At 66.8% G+C, this 17,209-nt stretch carries 11 protein-coding genes; 10 read left to right on the forward strand and 1 reads right to left on the reverse strand.

What is annotated here, in order from left to right; all coding sequences use genetic code 11:
* Nucleotides 1-136 precede the first annotated feature (136 nt).
* The 4 genes from FB548_RS13410 (at nucleotide 137) to FB548_RS13425 (ending at nucleotide 10,362) form a co-directional block, all read left to right on the forward strand.
* Nucleotides 137-6,679, forward strand: coding sequence for a fibronectin type III domain-containing protein (locus FB548_RS13410; RefSeq protein ID WP_221625962.1), 6,543 nt, complete (start codon nucleotides 137-139; stop codon nucleotides 6,677-6,679).
* A 226-nt stretch (nucleotides 6,680-6,905) separates the two neighbouring features.
* Nucleotides 6,906-9,029, forward strand: coding sequence for a M13-type metalloendopeptidase (locus tag FB548_RS13415; RefSeq protein ID WP_255470555.1), 2,124 nt, complete (start codon nucleotides 6,906-6,908; stop codon nucleotides 9,027-9,029).
* Between the two features lie 120 nt (nucleotides 9,030-9,149).
* Entirely contained in the window at nucleotides 9,150-9,743 is a 594-nt protein-coding gene (gene thpR, locus FB548_RS13420) for an RNA 2',3'-cyclic phosphodiesterase (protein WP_142125284.1), read from the forward strand.
* Between the two features lie 181 nt (nucleotides 9,744-9,924).
* Complete coding sequence (locus FB548_RS13425) at nucleotides 9,925-10,362, forward strand: hypothetical protein (RefSeq protein WP_142125285.1); 438 nt, start codon at nucleotides 9,925-9,927, stop codon at nucleotides 10,360-10,362.
* A 54-nt stretch (nucleotides 10,363-10,416) separates the two neighbouring features.
* Here the strand turns inward: FB548_RS13425 and FB548_RS13430 are convergent, their stop codons facing one another.
* Nucleotides 10,417-11,490 carry a tetratricopeptide repeat protein gene (locus FB548_RS13430; protein ID WP_142125286.1) on the reverse strand — a complete coding sequence of 358 codons (1,074 nt, stop codon included), beginning with the start codon at nucleotides 11,488-11,490 and terminating at the stop codon, nucleotides 10,417-10,419.
* A gap of 147 nt (nucleotides 11,491-11,637) precedes the next feature.
* Between FB548_RS13430 and FB548_RS13435 the strand changes: the two genes are divergently transcribed.
* The 6 genes from FB548_RS13435 (at nucleotide 11,638) to FB548_RS13460 (ending at nucleotide 17,185) form a co-directional block, all read left to right on the forward strand.
* Nucleotides 11,638-12,996: a M24 family metallopeptidase gene (locus FB548_RS13435; RefSeq protein ID WP_142125287.1), complete on the forward strand. Its 1,359-nt coding sequence runs from the start codon at nucleotides 11,638-11,640 to the stop codon at nucleotides 12,994-12,996.
* 32 nt (nucleotides 12,997-13,028) lie between these two features.
* Complete coding sequence (gene trxC, locus FB548_RS13440; RefSeq protein ID WP_142125288.1) at nucleotides 13,029-13,469, forward strand: thioredoxin TrxC; 441 nt, start codon at nucleotides 13,029-13,031, stop codon at nucleotides 13,467-13,469.
* A gap of 81 nt (nucleotides 13,470-13,550) precedes the next feature.
* Complete coding sequence (locus tag FB548_RS13445; protein ID WP_142125289.1) at nucleotides 13,551-14,099, forward strand: GNAT family N-acetyltransferase; 549 nt, start codon at nucleotides 13,551-13,553, stop codon at nucleotides 14,097-14,099.
* A 17-nt stretch (nucleotides 14,100-14,116) separates the two neighbouring features.
* A complete protein-coding gene (locus FB548_RS13450) occupies nucleotides 14,117-14,899 on the forward strand; it encodes an SAM-dependent methyltransferase (RefSeq protein WP_221625970.1) in 783 nt (260 codons plus the stop codon).
* Between the two features lie 143 nt (nucleotides 14,900-15,042).
* On the forward strand, nucleotides 15,043-15,318 hold the full coding sequence (locus tag FB548_RS13455; RefSeq protein WP_142125290.1) for a hypothetical protein: 276 nt from the start codon (nucleotides 15,043-15,045) through the stop codon (nucleotides 15,316-15,318).
* Between the two features lie 49 nt (nucleotides 15,319-15,367).
* A complete protein-coding gene (locus FB548_RS13460) occupies nucleotides 15,368-17,185 on the forward strand; it encodes a GGDEF domain-containing protein (RefSeq protein ID WP_185742112.1) in 1,818 nt (605 codons plus the stop codon).
* Nucleotides 17,186-17,209: the final 24 nt, after the last annotated feature.

Below are 17,209 nucleotides of genomic sequence, written 5' to 3' on the forward strand. Positions count from 1 at the left end.
ACTGCTCATTCGGGTATGCCGGGGAAGTCCATCCGCGAGGAGGGCTGGCATGCACGGCCAAGAGGGGGGCGACCGTCTGTCGACGTGTCGCTGGTCGATGTACGCATCACGCATTCACGTTTTCCGGGGACTCGACATGCCTATCCTTTCCGGCGCCACGCGCCGTGTACGTCTGTTCGCGCGCGTGTTCCTGCTGAGCGTGTTCGCCAGTAGCGCGATGGCGATCCCCGCCGCAATGGCGGAGACGTTGACGTTCACAAACGATACCGGTCTCGGAGACGGTATTGCCGCCGACGGTGAAGGCGGGTCGAGCGATATCGCCGGGCTGTCCATCCAGATCTACAACATCAGCAACGTCAATGGCAGCAATATCGGCGTGATCCACTGGCGACCCAACGCCTTTCTCAGTAGTGGAGACCCGGGGTATTCGGCTCTCACCTTCGATGATGGCGTAAACGGAATCACCAAGGGCATGGCGGTCCGCTCTGCGGACGGCAGCGAATTCAAGCTGACGTCGTTCCGGTATTACAGCTGGGGCGAGACGTCGCCCATGACGAATACCGTCGTGGGCTACCGGGACGGTGTCCAGGTTGCATCCATGACCTTCCAGGGACTGGACCCGACCTTCACGCCGCAGACGGTCTCGTTGGGCCCAACGTTCTCGTACGTGGACGACGTCAGGATGTTCACCTCCGCGGGCGGCGACAGCGGGGGTGATGGCAGCTGGCACTCGATGAACAACATCGTCATCGATCCCGCGGTGCCGCCCGACATCACGCCTCCCACCGTCAGCTCGGTCACTTCCAGTACGGCCAACGGCACCTATAAGGTGGGCGACATCATCAGCCTGCAGGTGGCTTTCAGCGAGAACGTCAACGTCATAGGTACCCCTCAGCTGACGATTGAAACCGGTTCGATGGATCGCACCGTCAATTACACCAGCGGCAGCGGCAGCAGCAGTACGCATACCTTTACCTACACCGTACAGGCTGGGGACCTCAGCAGTGACTTGGACTACACGTCGACCACGGCGCTTGCGCTGAATGGCGGCACGATCCGTGATGCGGCCGGCAACAACGCCACATTGACGCTGCCGTCGCCGGGTGCGGCGGGCTCGCTTGGCGCCAACAAGAACCTGGTGATTGATGGCGTGGTGCCGACGATCACGTCGGTTACTTCCTCCACAGCAAACGGCATCTACGCAGCGGGCGCCACGATCAGCCTGCAGGTCGACTTCAGCGAAACGGTGACCGTTACCGGCACGCCGCAGTTGACGTTGGAGACCGGCAGCACCGATCGCGCTGTCAACTACGCCTCCGGCAGCGGCACAGGGACATTGACATTCAATTACACCGTGCAGTCGGGCGACGCCAGCAGTGACCTCGATTATGTCGCCACCAGTTCGCTCGCCCTCAATGGCGGCACGATCCGCGACGGGGCAGCCAACAACGCGACGCTGACGCTGGCATCGCCGGGCACCGCCGGTTCGCTGGGTGCGAACAAGGCGCTGGTGGTGGATGGCGCACCTCCGGCCGTCAGCAGCATCACCGTCAGCGGTTCGCCCGCGGCCACCGCCACCAGCGTGACCTTCACGGTGGCGTTCAACGAAGCGGCCAGCAACGTCTCGACCGACGACTTCACGCTGGTCACGACCGGTTCGGCCACGGGCACGATCAGCGCCGTTTCCGCCAGCAGCGGTACCTCGATCGACGTCACCGTTAGCGGCATTGCCGGCAACGGCACCCTGGAAGTGAATCTCAACGGGTCCACCGACATCGCGGACGCGGCCGGCAACAGCGGGCCGGCGGCGTTCACCAGCGGTTCGACCCATACCGTCGCCATTCCCACCGCGCCGGCCGCACCGACCATCGGCACCGCCACGGCGGGTGACGGCCAGGTCAGCGTGACCTTCACCGCGCCGGCAAGCAATGGTGGTTCCGCCATCACCACGTATACGGCCACCGCCAGTCCCGGCGGCGCATTCGGCACCTGTGCGGGGCCGGCAGCCTGCACGGCCACGGTGACCGGGCTCAGCAACGGCACGGCGTATACCTTCACGGTGACCGCCACCAACGCCATTGGAACCAGCGTGGCGTCGGGAGCCTCGAACGCAGCCACGCCCAAGGGCAACCAGACCCTCACGTTCGGCAACCCCGGTGCGCAGAATTTCGGCACCACGCCGACGTTGACCGCCTCCGCCACATCCGGCCTGACGCCGACATTCAGTTCGTCCACGACCGGCGTATGCACCATCACGTCCGGTGGCACGCTGACCTTCGTCACTGCCGGCAGCTGCACCATCGACGCCGACCAGGCGGGTGATGCCGCGTGGAACGCGGCGACCACGGTGACCCAGACGTTCACGGTCAATGCCGTGGTGCCCGGTGCGCCGACCATCGGTACCGCGACGGCGGGCGACACCCAGGCCACCGTGACGTTCACCGCACCGGCCTCGACCGGCGGTGCCGCGATCATCGCCGGCGGCTATACGGTCACGGCCAGTCCGGGCGGCGCGACCGGCACCGGCTCCGGTTCGCCGATCACCGTCACGGGCCTGACCAATGGCGTGGCGTACACCTTCACCGTGACCGCGACGAACTCGGCCGGCGAGGGCGCAGCATCGGCGGCATCGAACAGCGTCTTGCCGGCCTCGCCGCAGACGATCACCTTCGCCAATCCGGGGGCGCAGAACTTCGGTACCTCGCCGACGCTCAGCGCGACATCGACCTCGGGGCTGGCCGTGACGTTCACCTCATCCACCCCCGGCGTCTGCACGACCACGTCCGGAGGGGTGCTGACCTTCCTCGCCGCCGGCACCTGCACCATCAATGCCGACCAGGCGGGCGACAGCAGCTTCCTGGCCGCGTCTCAGGTCAGCCGGTCGTTTTCCGTCAATGCCGTCGTACCGGCGGCACCCATCATCGGCACCGCGATCGCAGGCGACACCCAGGCGAGCGTCGCGTTCACCGCGCCAACGAACATCGGCGGATCGGCCATCACCAGCTACACGGTGACCGTCAGTCCTGCCGATGTGGCACCGATCAGCGGCGCGTCGTCTCCCATCGTCGTCACCGGCCTGACCAATGGGGTGGCCTACACGTTCACGGTGACGGCGGACAACGTGGCGGGCACCGGGCCTGCGTCAGCCGCCTCCAACAGCATCACGCCGGCGGCGACGCAGACCATCACTTTCAGCAACCCCGGTGCGCAGAACTTCGGTACCACGCCGACGTTGACCGCGACGGCGGATTCCGGCCTGACACCCACGTTCACGTCGTCCACGACCGGCGTGTGCACCATCACGAGCGGCGGCGCGCTGACCTTCGTCACCGCGGGCACCTGCACCATCAACGCCGATCAGGCGGGGAACGGCACCTACCTCGCCGCCACGCAGGTCACCCGCACGTTCACCGTCAATCCGGTGGTGCCGGGTGCGCCGACCATCGGCGCGGCAACCGTCGCCAGTCCGACCGAGGTCGATGTGGCCTTCGCGGCGCCCGCGAGCAACGGAGGTATCGCCATCACCGGTTACACGGTGACGGCCAGCCCCGGCGGTGCCACGACTACCGGCGTGGGCAGTCCCATCCGTTTCCCCGGCCTGACGGCAGGCGTGAGCTATTCGTTCACCGTCAGCGCGACCAACAGTGCCGGCACGGGCGCATCGTCGGCCGCGTCCAATGCCGTCGTCACCGCCGTGACGCAGGTGATCACGTTCGCCAATCCCGGTGCACAGGACTTCGGCACTGCGCCGACGCTGTCGGCGACGGCGGATTCCGGGCTTGCGGTGAGCTTCGCATCGGCGACGACCGCCGTCTGCACCATCACGCCCACGGGCACGCTGGCCTTCATCGCGGTCGGCACCTGCACGATCAACGCGGACCAGGCGGGCGATGCCAGCCATCTGCCGGCGGCTCAGGTCAGCCAGACGTTCACCGTGAATGCCGTGGCGCCCGATGCGCCCGTGATCGGTACGGCGACGATGGCGTCCGCCACATCGGCCACGGTGTCCTTCACCGCGCCGGTGTCTACCGGTGGTGCTCCGGTCACCGCCTATGTGGTGACGGCGAGTCCGGGGGGCGCCACTGCGACCGGAGCCGGGAGCCCGATCACCGTCACAGGCCTGGCAAGCGGCACGGCATATACGTTCACCGTGACCGCGCAGAATGCAGCGGACACCAGCGTGCCTTCGGCACCGTCGAATGCGGTCACGCCGATCCCTGCGCTCACGGTCGCGGCGGCGAGCGCCACGTTGCCGTACGGCGCTGGCGCCACGCCCGTGACGCTGTCGATCACGGGTACCGCGACGTCGGTCGCCGTGGGTACGGCACCGGTGAACGGCATCGCGACGGTCAGCGGTACCACGATCAGCTACCAGCCCAATGCCGGTTACGCCGGCCCGGACAGCTTCACCTATACGGCCAGCGATGCTTACCAGACCACCGCGACCGCGACGGTAACGATCACCGTGACGGCGCCGACGGTGATGCTGGATGCCGCCAATCCCGGCAACGGCACGGGCGGCACTGCCTACACGCACGCGTTCCTTGCCAGTGGCGGTGCATCGCCTTACCGCTTCCAGCTTGTCGGCGGCGCTTTGCCGAGCGGGCTGAGCCTGGGCACGGATGGACGCATCACTGGCACGCCGACGGTGGCGGGCAACTTCACGTTGACCGTGGAGGTGACCGACAGCAGCACGGGCACCGGCCCTTTCACGGCGCAGCAGCAGTACACGCTGCAGGTGGTGGCGCCGCAGATCGCGTTCGCGCTGCCCGCGTTGCCGCAGGCGACGCATGCCAGCTCGTTCGACCAGACCTTGGCGGTAACGGGTGGCACCGCGCCGTACACCTACGCGGTGACGGCAGGCAGCCTGCCGCAGGGCGTCGCGTTGAGTGCGGCGGGCGTGCTGTCGGGAACGCCGACGGCGTCGGGACGCTTCTTCTTCACGGTGGAGGCGCGTGATGCCAACGGCTTCACGGGAGCTCAGGCGTACGAACTGGTCGTGGCGCAGGCGCTGCAGGCAATCACCGGCTTCAGTGCGAATCCGGCCACGCCGGTGTTCGCGCCGAACGGTACGTTCGCGCTGGTGGCCAGCGGTGGCGCCTCCGGCAATCCGGTGGTGTTCGCGAGCACTACGGCACAGGTCTGCCAGGTGAGTGGTGCGACCGTCACCATGCTGGCGGCCGGGCGCTGCAGCCTGACCGCCGACCAGGCTGGTGATGCGAACCACGAGGCCGCGCCGCAGGTGCGGCTGGACGTGGACATCGCGGCCGCCGTGCCGACGCTCGTATGGCAGGAAGAACTGCGCAAGGTGTTCGGCGAGCCCGCCTTCGACCTGGTGAATCCCCAGAGCCCCAGCAGCGGTGCCTTCACCTTCACCAGCAGCGATCCGGAGGTGGCCAGCATCAGCGGCCGCACGGTGACGCTGCATGCGGAAGGCACGACCGTCATCACGGCCACCCAGGCGGCGGCGGGCAGCTACTCCGCGGCCAGCGTGGAGATGCGCCTGCAGGTGGAAGTGCGCCCTGATCCGACCCGGGACCCGGGTGTGGTCGGCCTGTTGCAGGCACAAGTGGATGCGAGCGTGCGCTTCGCCAACGCGCAGCAGTCGAACATCCGCGATCGCCTGCGCCAGGTGCGCAGCGGCGCCAACGGTTCGAGCAACAATGTCACGCTGGCCTATGCCGGTGGTGAAGAGCGCCAGGGGCTTTCGGTGCCCGTGGGGCAGGCCACGGGCGGCAGCCTGCCGGCGTTGCCGCAGGGGTGGGGGGCGTGGGCATCGGGCACGGCGACGTTCGGCAAGAGTGGCCAGGCGGGCGGATACGACTTCCAGACCGATGGCCTCACGCTGGGTGCGGACCGCGCCATCGGCGAACAGATGCTGGTCGGCGTTGCGGGCAGCCTGGCGCGGAACGACAGCGATCTGGACGGCACGGCTTCGCGCCTGAAGGCCGACCAGCGTTCGCTGGCGCTCTATGGTCTGTGGCGCGCGGGCGAGCATGTGTTCGTGGACGGCATGCTGGCCACAGGGCGCCTGGACTTCGACATCCGCCGCTGGAGCGACGATGCCGGGGCGATGGGCACGGCGGTGCGCGACGGCAAGCAATGGTTCGGTTCGCTGGCCTTCGGCTACGAGCATCGTGGCGAGCGCATGGCGCTGACTACCTACGGTCGCTTCGATGTCAGCCACACCACGCTGGAGGCCTATCGCGAGTACGGGATGGACATCTACGACCTGGCCTATCGGCGCCAGGTGGTGGAGAACAGCACCGTCGCGCTGGGCCTGGAGGGCAGCTACCGCTTCGGTGGTGACGACGGGCGCTACCGTCCGTTCTGGAGCCTGGAATATCGCCAGGCGCTGGAGGACAAGGGAGAGGCCGCGATGAACTATGTCGTGTGGCCGCACCCCACCGACTATCGCCTGGACATGCAGAGCTACAACGACGACGCGCTGTCGTTGTCGGCAGGGCTGGACATCAAGCTGCGCCCGGGCTGGCTGCTGTCGCTGCTGTTCGGCCACGAGCAGGCCAGCAACAGCACGCAGGGCAGCAGCCTGGGTCTGCGCCTGTCGTATGGCGGTCAGTCGAGTGGCGGCTTCGTGCCCGATGAAGGGACGATGGCCCGCGACGCCGGGCGCCGCTGCGGTCGCCGCTGTCCCGAACAGGGCGATGCGCCGCGCTGACCCGCCGACGCTCCTCCCGATCCAGACGAAGCCCGGCCTTGCGCCGGGTTTCGTTTTTGCCGCCCAAGGACCGCCTTCCGCGGCCGCTCAGGGACAGGTCCGGCGCCCGCGGACTTTGCCGAACCTGCGGCCAACCTCTGGCACGGTCGTCATGGCAGAAGGGGCCGCTATGCTCCCGGGCACGCCTGCGCGCGACGCGCATCTGTCCTGTTTCCGGAGAACGCCCTTGAAGAAGACCCTGCTGACTACCGCCACCCTGCTGGCGCTGTCCCTGGCCGGCCCGTTGTCTGCGCACGAAGATGATGGTTGCCTGGACGATGGCTGCACCGTGCGGTCGCTGTTTGCCGAAGCGGGCAGCACGGGCACGCCCGCCGCCGGATCCACGATCGCCGCCAAGCGCTTCGGCGGTTGGGGCATCGACACCGCCGGCATGGATCGCAAGGCCGCACCGGGCGCGGACTTTTTCCGCTACGTCAGCGGCACCTGGACCGATACCACGCAGATCCCGGCCGACCGTTCCAGCTATGGCGGCTTCGCCATCCTGCGCGACCTGTCCGAAGCGCGCCTGCGCGTGCTGGTGGAAGGCTATGCGCTGGGTGACCCGTCCACGGGCGGCGATGCGGCGAAGATCGCCGCGCTCTACCAGGGGTTCATGGACGAGAAGACCGTCGAGGCACTGGGCGCGAAGCCCCTGCAGCCGGTGCTGGCCGACATCCGCGCGGCGAAGGACAACGACGCGCTGGCGCGGCTGATGGGCCGCCGTGGCAGCTTCAACGACAGCTTCTTCAACCTCAGCGTCACCGACGACCAGAAAGACCCGGACCGCTACACGCTGTACCTGAGCCAGGGTGGCCTGGGTCTGGGCGACCGCGAGATGTACCTGCGCGACAACTTCAAACCGCAGCGCGAGCGTTACGAAGCCTACATCGCGCAGATGCTGCAGCTGGCCGGCTGGGACAGGCCGCAGGACAACGCGAAGGCGATCCTGGCACTTGAAACGCGTATCGCCGAGGCGCACTGGACGCGTGCCGAGAGCCGCAACCGCGACAAGACCTACAACCCGCTGGCGATGGCCGAGTTCGCGACGAAGTCCCCGGGGTTCCCGTGGGCGGACTTCTTCAAGGCCGCCGGCGTCGACGGGGCGGGCCGCGCGGTGATCCGCCAGGACAGCGCCATTCCGAAGATCGCCGCGATCTTCGCCGACACCGACGTGGCTACGCTGCAGGCGTGGCAAGCCTTCCACGCGACCGACAACGCCGCGCCGCTGCTGTCGAAGGATTTCTCCGTCGCTCAGTACGAGTTCCGCGACAAGTTCCTGTCCGGCCAGCCGCAGCAGCGCGAGCGCTGGAAGCGGGGCGTCGCGTTCTCGGAGAGCGCGATGGGCGAGGCCATCGGCCGCGATTACGTGAAGCTGTATTTCCCGCCGGATGCCAAGGCCAAGATGGACGCGCTGGTGGCCAACGTGAAGGCGGCCATGGGCGCGCGCCTGGACACGCTGGCGTGGATGAGCCCGGCCACCAAGGCGGAGGCGCACGCCAAGCTGGCCGGCTTCGGCTTGAAGATCGGCCACCCCGACACGTACCGCGATTACAGCGCGCTGGTGGTGAAAAACGGCGACCTGTTCGGTAATGCCCTGCGTTCACAGCAGTTCGAGTGGGACTATCGCCGCAATCGCATCGGCAAGGCGGTGGACAAGGGCGAGTGGGGCATGACCCCGCAGACGGTGAACGCCTATTACAACTCGGTGAAGAACGAGATCGTGTTCCCGGCCGCCATCCTGCAGCCGCCGTTCTTCGATCCGGACGCCGATCCAGCGGTGAACTACGGTGGCATCGGTGGCGTGATCGGCCACGAGATCATCCACGGCTTCGATGACCAGGGCCGCAAGTCCGACGGCAAGGGCCTGCTGCGCGACTGGTGGACGGCCGACGATGCCGCCAAGTTCGAAGTGCAGGCCGCCAAGCTGGGTGCGCAGTACGAGGCCTATGCGTTCCCGCAGCTGCCTGGCATGCACATCAATGGGCGCGTGGCGATGGGCGAGAACATCGGTGACCTGGGTGGCCTGACCATCGCACTGGAGGCCTACCATCGTTCGCTGGACGGCAAGCCGGCGCCGGTGATTGATGGCTTCACCGGCGACCAGCGTTTCTTCATGAGTTGGGGCCAGGTATGGCGCACGCTGTGGCGCGACGACGCCCTGCGCCAGCAGCTGGTCAACGGCACGCATTCGCCCGGCCACATCCGCGCCTTCGCCCCGCTGCGCAACATCGATGCGTGGTACGACGCCTTCGGCGTGAAGCAGGGCGACCCGCTGTACATCGCGCCGCAGGACCGCGTGCGGATCTGGTGATCCGATGACGCTGCGGGAAGGTGGGAGCCCGTGCTCCCGCCTTCCTTGTCAGTGCGTTGCAGGGTTGCATCGTCCGACGCACGCACCGATGATGAGGCGATTGTTCCACGCCCGCGTGCCATGTCATCCCGTTCTGCTTCCACTCCGCAAGGCGACCTGTTCGGCGGCCCGCAACCGGGCCGGCTGCATCGGCTGTTCTTTGCGCTGGTGCCCTCTGCGAGCGAATGCGAAGCGCTGCGGCACCGTGCCGAGGATCTCAAGGCGACGTATCCGCAGGCGCGCTGGGTGCGGCCGGAACGCTACCACCTGACGCTGCATTTCCTTGGCGAAAGCGATGGGCCTCGCGAGGACATGGTCCGCACGGCGCATGACGCCATGCAGGGCTGGCAGCCGGAGCCCCTTGGCATCACCCTCGACCATCTGCTGTGCCTGGGCAATCCGAAGAATCCCGCGCTGACGCTGGCGGCATTGCGCCCTTCGCCCGCGACGGTCGCCTTCTGGCGCGAGCTGCAGCAGCGCCTGCTGCGCGCGGGCTTCAAGCAGCACGTCGGGCGCAGCTTCGTGCCGCACCTGACGCTGGCTTATGTGCCGCCGCGCACCGTACCGGTGGATGTGCCGCCTGTCGTGCTGCATCCGCAGGAGGTGCAGCTGCTGCAGAGCATCGAGGGTGAGGCGGACTACCAACGCCTGGGTGAGTGGCCGCTGGCAGGCTAGCCTTCCGGCAAGGCCGTGCAGCGCGACTTCATGGGCCGGCGGATGTAATCCCACGTCACTGCGACGTGCGTTCGTCGGTCCAGCCCCGCACTCCGCCCAATGCATGGCCGGCGGAGGGCGCTGTGCCGCGTTCAGCTGGGCACCCGGAATCATCCGGCGACCATCGAACGAGGAACCTGACATGAAACGCTTGCCATTGCTGTGGGTACTGCTGCTGTGCGTGCTGTCCTTCCCGCTGTCCGCGCAGGACCGCAGCTATACCGAGGGCCCGGTCATGGAGGTCACGGCCGTGAAGATCATGGATGGCCAGTTCGACAACTACATGAAGCACCTGCAGGGCCAGTACAAGCGTGTCATGGAGGCGCAGAAAGAGGCCGGGATCATCCTCGGCTACGCGATCTATTCCACCCAGGCACGCCGGCCGGATGAGCCGGACCTCTATCTGACCGTGGTCTATCCGAACATGGCCGCCTTCGATGGCCTGCGTGACCGTTCGGAAGCCGTCTCCGGCAAGGTCACCGGGCAGAACACGGCACAGGCGAACACGGCCTACGCCGATCGCGGCAAGATGCGCCAGATCCTGGGCAGCAACCTGGTCCGCGAACTGAAGTTGAAGTAGCCACACGCGCGGGTCCGCACCTTCGGGCGTGGTCCCGCGTCGCTATGCCGGCGCCTAGTGCCCCTGCCTGCGCAATGTATCCAGCTTGGCCTGGTAGAGCGCGCGGGTGTCGCCCTGGCTGAGTTGGCCCGCGCGCGCCAATGCCTTTCCTGCACGCCGGTGGTCGCCCTGCAGGAAGTACACGCGGGCGAGACCGAAGTGGAAGCGGTGTTCGCCTTCGTACAACTGGATGGCCTTGCGGTAGTGGGTGGCGGCGCGCACCAAGTCACCGTCGCGCTCGAAGCCGGCGGCCAGCAGGAAATGGTGGAACGGGTCGCGGGCCTGCACGGCATCCAACCGCTTCTGCAAGGGGCGCGCGGCCTCAACGTCGCCCGCACGCTGGTAGAACGTGACCAGATTGAACAGGGCGCCGGGGTTGTCGGCGTCGAGGTCGAGCGCACGTCGGTAAGCCTGCTCGGCACGCACTGCAGCGCCGCCGCGCAGATGGATCACGCCGAAGTTGCTCCAACTGGTGGCGTAACCGGGGTCCAGGGTCAGGGCCATCTCCGCATGGCGCAAGGCATCGACCTGCGCGCCGTGTTCCAGCAACGCTACCGCACGGTTGTTGTAGTAGTGGGCGATGAGACGGGCGTCGTGGATCGGTTCCGGTGGCTTGCGGGTGATGACCTCGTTCCACGCGACATCGACGGTGAAGCGACGCTCGCGAATGCGCACGCCGGCATTGACGTGCTGGGTGCGGTAGAGGGTGTTGTGGTCCTGTCGCCAGGCCAGGGTTTCGTCGACCTGCTGCGCGTAGGCATCGAGCCCTGCCTCGCGCGCCAGCGCCACCGTCAGCAGGGTGAAGCTCATGCAGTTTGCCTGGCGCGTGGCGTAGGCCTCGGCCACGGTGTGGTTGGCATCGGGGTGGTAGCTCATGCCCAGCCCCCGGGGGCTGAAGAGGAAGTCGACCATCCGCTCAAGCCGGGCGTGCGGGAGGCGGGTGTGATCGAGGACCTGTTCGCGGAACTGCTGCTTCAGCGGTTCCGGTACTGCCAGCACGTCGGCGGCAGCAGGAAGTGGGGCGCCTTGGGCCAGCGCCGAGAGGGCCGACGACGCCAGCAGCAGGGTGCCGAGCCATTTCGTCCACATTGCCCACCTCCGGGTCCCGCATCGGGACGCGTCCGCGTAGCCGGAGTGTAGTCCCGCATCGCAGTGCGGCATGAACCGTCCCGGCAGCGTTGACGCGATCATCATGGGACGGCTAGCGTCAGGGCCCTTTCGCCCGAGGCGTCCCGCATGCGCGTTGCCAATTCCTTGCTCCTGTTGCTGGCCGGCCTGGCGTCGGCGCCCAGCGGACACGCCGCAGCGGTGCCGCAGCAGGGGCGGGACGGGATCGACGTGGGAGCGGTGCTGTCGCCGCGGGACCGCGTGGAGCCCGAGAACCGCATGCTCCGCGAGCGGCTCGACACCCTGCTGCCACGGTTGATGCGTGATGCCGACCTCGACATGTGGGTGGTGATCGCGCGCGAGTACGCCGAGGACCCGGTCTACTTCACGCTGGTGCCGCAACCGGCCCATGCGGCGCGCCGGACCACGATGCTGGTGTTCCATCGCCAGCCGGACGGCAGCGTGCAGCGGCTGTCCATCAACCGGTACCCGTTCGGCGCACCCTACGAGACGGCGTGGTCCGGCGGAGACCTCAATGCGCAGTGGAAGGCGCTGGGGGCGCTGATCACTGCGCGCGACCCGCGCAGGATCGGCATCAACGTCTCCGGCGAGTGGGCGGTCGCCGATGGCCTGACGCACGCGCTGCACGAGCGCCTGCTGTCGGTGCTGCCGGCTGCGCTGCACGCCAGGCTCGTGCCGGCGGAGACGCTGGTCGTCCGCTGGATGGAAACCCGCACGGCGGGAGAGCTCGCGGCGTATCCGCATATCGTGTCGCTCGCACGCGGCGTGATCGCCGAAGCGTTCTCGGGTCGGGTCATCACGCCCGGCGTCACCACCACGAATGACGTGGCCTGGTACATCCGGGAGCGCTTCGAGTCGTTGGGGCTGGCGCCGTGGTTCATGCCGGACGTGAACCTGCAGCGGGCGGGCACGGCGTGCGCCGACGATGCGCCGTTCTGTGGCGAAGAAGGCGTGATCCAGCCCGGCGATGTGCTGCACACCGATGTGGGGCTGTGCTATCTCAAGCTCTGCACCGATACGCAGGAAATGGCCTACGTGGCACATGCGGGCGAAGCCGGGGTGCCTGCCGGGTTGCGTGCGGCGCTGGCACAGGGCAACCGCTGGCAGGACACGCTGACCGGCCAGTTCGTCGCCGGCCGCACGGGCAACGAGATCCTGGCGGCGACGCAGCGCGAGGTGGCGCGCCATGACCTGCGCGCGGCCACCTATTCGCATCCCGTGGGGTTCGTGGGCCACGCACCGGGGCCGACGGTCGGCATGTGGGACAACCAGGGTCCCACCGCGGGGCAGGGCGACTGGCCGCTGCATGCCGATACGGTCTACGCCATCGAGGGCAACGTGAAGGCACGCGTCCCGGAGTGGGGCGGGCAGAACGTGCAGGTCAAGCTGGAGCAGATGGCCGTGTTCGATGGCCGGAGGGTGGTCTATCTGGCGGGGCGCCAGGTGGTCTGGCACGTGGTGCGGTGACGCGCCGGACGCGCGGGCGGTAGGATGCCCGCATGAGCGCCGATGCCCACCTGATCGCCTGCCCGCACTGCGCGGCGATGAACCGTGTGCCGCCGGCGCGGCTGGTCGAGACGCCCAACTGCGGGCGCTGCCACCATCCCTTGTTCACCGGCCTGCCGCTGGCGCTGGGCGAGGCGGACTTCGACCGGCACGCCCTGCGCAGCACGCTGCCGTTGCTGGTGGATTTCTGGGCGCCGTGGTGCGGGCCCTGCCTGCAGATGGCCCCGCATTTCCAGCAGGCGGCGGGCGTGCTGGAGCCCGCGATGCGGCTGGCCAAGGTGGACACGGAAGCGTGTCCGGGACTGGGAAACCGCTTCGGCATCCGCAGCATCCCCACGATGGTGCTGCTGCAGGGCGGCCGCGAGCTCGCCAGGCAGAGCGGGGCGATGTCGGCGGAAGCGATCGTGAGGTGGGCGCGGGGGCTGTTGGGGTGAGGAAGCGACGGGCGCGCACAGGCAGGGCGGAGTTTGGCAAGGCTGGAATTTGATGAGCATGGCTCATCGGACGGTGGTGGTATGAGCCTGCCAGCACTTGAAACACGTCGATTTCATCTGCGGCCTCTGGTAGAGCAGGACGAGGCGTTGTACGTTTCAATCTATACGAATGAAGCATTGATGCGTTTCGTGGGTGAACCCATGGCGCACGAGGATGCAGTCCGTGCATTCAATGCCTTCCTGCATTCCAATCAGCGCGGTGACCTCCAGCGGGCGTGTTGTTGGGTGGTCGACCATGGCGCGGAGGCGCAGGAAACGGTGGGCCTTCTGGCGGTGATCCCCCACCCCGATGCCGCTGAGATTGGGGTGATGGTTACCGAGGCGTGGCAGGGTCGCAAGGTTGCCCAAGAGGTCATCGGGTTCCTGTCCGGCTATTTGTTCCAGTACGGGGGCTGGTTGCGCACTTTCAGTCGGCACGTGCGCGAGAACGAAGCTGGCGCGGGCGTGATGCGCAGGTTGGGGTTCCGGGAGATGGCGCTTGTTCCCGGGGGTGCGCGCTTTCGAGGATGGGAGATGGTGCGTGATGAATGGAAGGAGCGCCACTCGGTGGTGCCGCCAGCAATGAAATGACGGGGCGGGAAGAAGCGATGACAGGAAGGGGTACGCTCACATGCGTGGGTGTGGGGATGACGTTGGGGGCCCACCTAGCGCCGCGCGCGCGCAACCATATCGAGCAGGCGGATGTGGTCTTCAGTGCCATGTCGGATCCGATCGTGGAGCTTTGGGTCCAAGGCATGAACCGGGACGTCAGGAGCCTGCAACCGCTGTATGCCGAGGGCAAGCCGCGGCGCGAGACCTATCGCGAGATGGTGGAATTGATGATGGCGGAGGTCCGTCAAGGGCGCCGGGTATGCGGGGCCTTCTACGGCCATCCCGGGGTGTTTGCGCAGGTACCGCACAGCGCCGTGATGAAAGCGCGAGAGGAAGGCTACGAGGCTGTCATGGAAGCCGCTGTTTCTGCCGAGGATTGCCTGTATGCGGATGTTGGCATCGATCCTGGCGCCGTCGGTTGCCAGCATTTCGAGGCAAGCCAGTTCATGTTCTATCAGCGCAGGGTGGATCCTTCGGCCTACTTGGTGCTCTGGCAGATAGGCGTGGCCGGCGACCTCACGACGGGGCGCCTGTCGACCAATGCGGGAACAAAGCAATTGCTGGTGGACCTGCTGCTTGACGACTACCCCCCGGATCATGAGGTCGTCGCCTACGAGGCCGCGACCCTGCCCATTGCGTCGCCCCGGATCGAGCGTTTGCCGCTCGATCGGCTGCCTACGGCCGTCTTGTCGGCGGCGACCACGCTGGTGATCCCCCCCTCGAGGCCCCTGCGTCGCAACGAGCGCTTGCTAGAGCGGTTGCGCGACATGGGGCGGTAAGAGTGCCAGATGAGGCCCCGGGGGTGGTCGTGGCAAGGCCGCTGAAAAGTGGGTATTGTCCTGCGTGGGGGTAGCCTCGTCCGGCCTGTCGGGCCCGGTGCTGGCTGCGGAAGTGTCGTATTTCATCAATTTGGGGAAACAGCGTGTCCAATGCAATCCGCTTTCTGGAATCCATGGGGGCGTCCGATTCGCTGCGTGCGGCGTCGGACTATGAAGCGGCAGTGAGGGCGCTCGATGTCGAGTCGGCTCAGCGGACCGCACTGCTCGACCGTGATGCAGCCTCACTTGCGGGGCTATTGCTCGCCCGTCCGACGATGTTTTGCATGATCCTGGCCCCGGACGAGGGCAAGGAGGACGAATTGCCCGACCAGGCCGACGAGCAGACGGATGGAGACGAGGACCACGGAGAAAAAGAGTAGGCTCCGGGAGCGTTTTGCTCCGGCTGCATCGGCTGATCAGGAGAAGGACATGAGACTCGGGAAAGGACGTACCTTGTGGGTGGCAGCTGCGCTGGCGTGCGTTCTCGCTGCGCCGGCCCAGGCACAGGTTTCTCCCGGCATCGATGCGCTGATCGAACAGGCGGAGGCGATCAAGACGTCGCAGCCTGCCAAGTTCTATGATGTGTTGGAACGCCTCGAAAAGCGTGTCGAGGAGGCCACGCCTGAGCAACGCCTCAAGCTGAGGCTGCTCCGGGCGCATGGTTTCCTGATGAAGGGCAGGGCGGAGCCCGCAATACGCGAACTCCGCCAGATCCAGCAGGAAACCGATGACCCGGAAATGCTGTTCTGGACGGGCTCGCTGCTGGTCAATACCTACGCACTGACGCGGAAGTTCGAGCAGGGGCTGACGACGCTAAATGACATCCTTCCACTTGCCACCAAGGTGGAGAAGAAGGACGTCCGTCACCGGGGTCTTCTGGTCGCGGGTCTGCTTTACAACCAGGTAGGGGAGTACATGCTCGGCGAGCAGTACGCCAACCAGGTCCTGGCAGACGCGCCCGAGGGGCGGAACCAGTGCGCCGCCGGCAACCTGGTTGCCGAAGCGGCGCTAGGACTCAAGAAGGCGCCCTCGGAGGAAATGATCTTTCGTACCATCAAGGTCTGCGAAGATCAGAAGGAGCCTATTCTTGGCGGATTGACGCGTACGTACCTGGCACGGAAATGGGTGGAGGACGGCAAAGTCGATCAGGCGATCGAATTGCTCGAGCGTTACCTCCCCACCGTGACGGCTACGGGCTACCCCTTGGTCATCAGTGAATACCACGCCATGCTGGCCAGCATGTATCTGAAGCTGGGCGATATCGGCACGGCGCATGCGCACGCCAACGAAGCGGTGGAGCGAGGGGTGGGCATGACCTCGCTGCCACTTGTGGTGGCATACAAGACACTTTATGAAATCGCCGAGTCGCGTGGCGATTCCAAGGCGGCATTGTCGCGCTACCGGCAGTACGCCGACGCCGACAAGGCATACCTCAACGACGTAAAGACGCGCCAGCTCGCTTATCAGATCGTCCGCCAGCAGATCCTCCAGAAGACCCAACAGATCAGCATGCTGGACCAGGAAAACCAGGTCCTGCAGCTGCAACGCACGGTCGACCAGCAGGCCGCGCAGAACACGCGGCTGATCGTCATCCTGCTGGTGCTGCTGGTCGCCTCCATCGGCTACTGGGCTTTCAAGATCAAGCGCGTGCAGCTGTCGCTGAAGAAGATGGCCGAAACCGACGCGCTGACCGGCATCTGCAACCGCCACCACTTCACTCTGCGCGCCGAACGCGCGCTGGCCGAGTGCGCCCGCAATGGCGAACAGGCCGCGCTGATCATGTTCGACCTCGACCATTTCAAGAACATCAACGACCGTTTCGGCCATGGCACCGGCGACTGGGCGCTCAAGGAAGTGGCCGAAGCCAGCAAGGGCTTCTGCCGCCGCATCGACGTACTCGGCCGCCTAGGTGGCGAGGAGTTCGCCATCCTCATGTACGGTTGCGACCTGCGCGCTGCCGCCCGCGTGGCCGAAGACTGCCGCGTCCGCCTGGCGCAGATCGAGACCCGCGAGACCGGGCATGTTTTCGCCATTACCGGCAGTTTCGGCGTGACCTCCAGCATGCAGTCCGGCTACAGCCTGGCCAAGCTGCTGTCGCATGCCGACAAACAGCTGTACCGCGCCAAGCACCTGGGCCGCAACCGCGTCTGCGTGCACGAGAACGAACACGAGAACGTGCGTGCCGCCGGCAGCAACGTGCTGGAACTGCCGCAGCGCGAAGGCCGCACGGAACACCTGGGCGCCTGACGCGGCAGCGCCGCATCGCCTGGC

Origin of the sequence: Pseudoxanthomonas sp. 3HH-4 (genome assembly GCF_006716465.1) — a bacterium.
Classification (GTDB): Bacteria; Pseudomonadota; Gammaproteobacteria; order Xanthomonadales; family Xanthomonadaceae; genus Pseudoxanthomonas_A.

Coding starts and splice junctions, on each gene's coding strand:
- FB548_RS13410 (WP_221625962.1), top strand. CDS start 137: ATGCCTATCCTTTCCGGCGCCACGCGCCGTGTACGTCTGTTCGCGCGC.
- thpR (WP_142125284.1), top strand. CDS start 9,150: ATGTCATCCCGTTCTGCTTCCACTCCGCAAGGCGACCTGTTCGGCGGC.
- FB548_RS13425 (WP_142125285.1), top strand. CDS start 9,925: ATGAAACGCTTGCCATTGCTGTGGGTACTGCTGCTGTGCGTGCTGTCC.
- FB548_RS13430 (WP_142125286.1), bottom strand. CDS start 11,490: ATGTGGACGAAATGGCTCGGCACCCTGCTGCTGGCGTCGTCGGCCCTC.
- FB548_RS13435 (WP_142125287.1), top strand. CDS start 11,638: ATGCGCGTTGCCAATTCCTTGCTCCTGTTGCTGGCCGGCCTGGCGTCG.
- trxC (WP_142125288.1), top strand. CDS start 13,029: ATGAGCGCCGATGCCCACCTGATCGCCTGCCCGCACTGCGCGGCGATG.
- FB548_RS13445 (WP_142125289.1), top strand. CDS start 13,551: ATGAGCCTGCCAGCACTTGAAACACGTCGATTTCATCTGCGGCCTCTG.
- FB548_RS13450 (WP_221625970.1), top strand. CDS start 14,117: ATGACAGGAAGGGGTACGCTCACATGCGTGGGTGTGGGGATGACGTTG.
- FB548_RS13460 (WP_185742112.1), top strand. CDS start 15,368: ATGAGACTCGGGAAAGGACGTACCTTGTGGGTGGCAGCTGCGCTGGCG.